This window comes from Serratia marcescens, assembly GCF_001902635.1.
Lineage (GTDB): Bacteria > Pseudomonadota > Gammaproteobacteria > Enterobacterales > Enterobacteriaceae > Serratia > Serratia marcescens_F.
This window is the reverse complement of the sequence record NZ_MJAO01000060.1, coordinates 1-1,416: the sequence shown is the minus strand read 5'-3', so window position 1 is coordinate 1,416 and position 1,416 is coordinate 1. Positions and strand designations below refer to the sequence as shown.

The window sequence follows — 1,416 nt, the reverse complement described above, 5'->3', positions numbered from 1 at the left end:
TAATGCTTGTCAGTTAAGCTTCTAAGGACGCCGCAACGTATAACGTTGCGGCCTCTTTTTTACTGCTCGCGGGTAATGCCTTTGCCGTCGAGAAGGAAGTACGAAGCTCCCCGCCATTGCCAGGATATCATTCATTATCTTCGGTATTTTTCCCGGGGCGACTGCCGGGAGCAGACTCAGTTGGGCTGTCAGATACAACGCAGCCTGTTTAAAACCGATTTGATAAGGCTCTACATGCTTCAGGCTGTAAGCCATCTGCGTCATCATGAAGCGCAGCAGGTTATAAGCCAATGCCACCCCCCACAGCTCTTGCCTGACCAACTCCGGTTTTTTGCTTCTCAGAGTCAGTTCGTTCTGCAGCAGATACTGTTTCATCTCCCTGAAGCCATGTTCGATCTCCCAACGGTGCCCATACAGGTCGACGATATCTGCTTTGGGATAGCGTAGCGGATCGCACATTGAGGTCAGGATTTGGACTTTCTTGCCATTAACCTCCTTGCTTATCAGTCTGGCTACCAGCATTTCCGGGGCATCCGGCCATTTCTTGCGGGCTTGCGGACTTAGCTTCAACTCAACGAGGTCCTGTCCCGCACCCAACCTCTCCCGTACCTGATACTGTGCGTCTTTACGCAGTGGTAGCATCCAATGTTTCTGCGTTCCTGAGGCGCTCCAGTGATGGAGGAGCCCCAGCGCATAAAAACCTTTATCCAGTATCGTCAACGAGTGCTCCGGGGTCTGTTCTGCCAACTGTGCAGCAAGGTCAACCTCACTGGTTTCCGAGACGCTGCCGAAGCTCACGCCTGTCAGCAAGTGGCTGGTGACCTCCATCTGGCAGACCATGCGAAGTTGGGGCCAGTCGGAACGCGCGTGCTCATTGGCGGTGCGTCCGAAGGCAGCGTCATTTTCAGGCGTATCGGGCGTTCTCCACAGCGTGCCATCTACAGCCATGAGCGTCAGGCCATTCCAGTTCGATAGCGGGGTCTTTTCGAACCAGAGTTGACGTGTTTTTTCAAACACCAGCCTGACGACCTCTTCGCCGAGCCGCTGGCGAGCCTGCACCACGGCGCTGGGAGCCACAAAAGGGCGTCTTCCCGGTAGCATAATATCAAGATGGGAAACAAGCTGGTTCATTGAAAGCGAGCGAAACAGGGACATGCCGACCACGGCCCAGACCATCATTTCCATGGGAAGACGGCGCTTTCGGAGCGTCACAATCCCGGTATCAGCCAGGCATTCATCGATAAGCTCAGGTGAGAGCAGGTCGGAAAGCGCAGCGAATTCTTTGGGCGAGAATTTAATAACGGTATCAAGAGCCTGACTCAGCAACATAAAAAAAAATCCGTAATCTCAGAGAGATTACGGATTCTTACACAGCGACAGGATCGTTCAAGTGATCCTTAACTGATCGGCATTACG

1 protein-coding gene is annotated in these 1,416 nt (G+C 53.2%); it reads right to left on the bottom strand.

The window, feature by feature from the left end; all coding sequences use genetic code 11:
* Positions 1-21: 21 nt before the first annotated feature.
* Entirely contained in the window at positions 22-1,329 is a 1,308-nt protein-coding gene (locus tag BHU62_RS24515; protein WP_073534943.1) for an IS4 family transposase, read from the bottom strand.
* Positions 1,330-1,416: the final 87 nt, after the last annotated feature.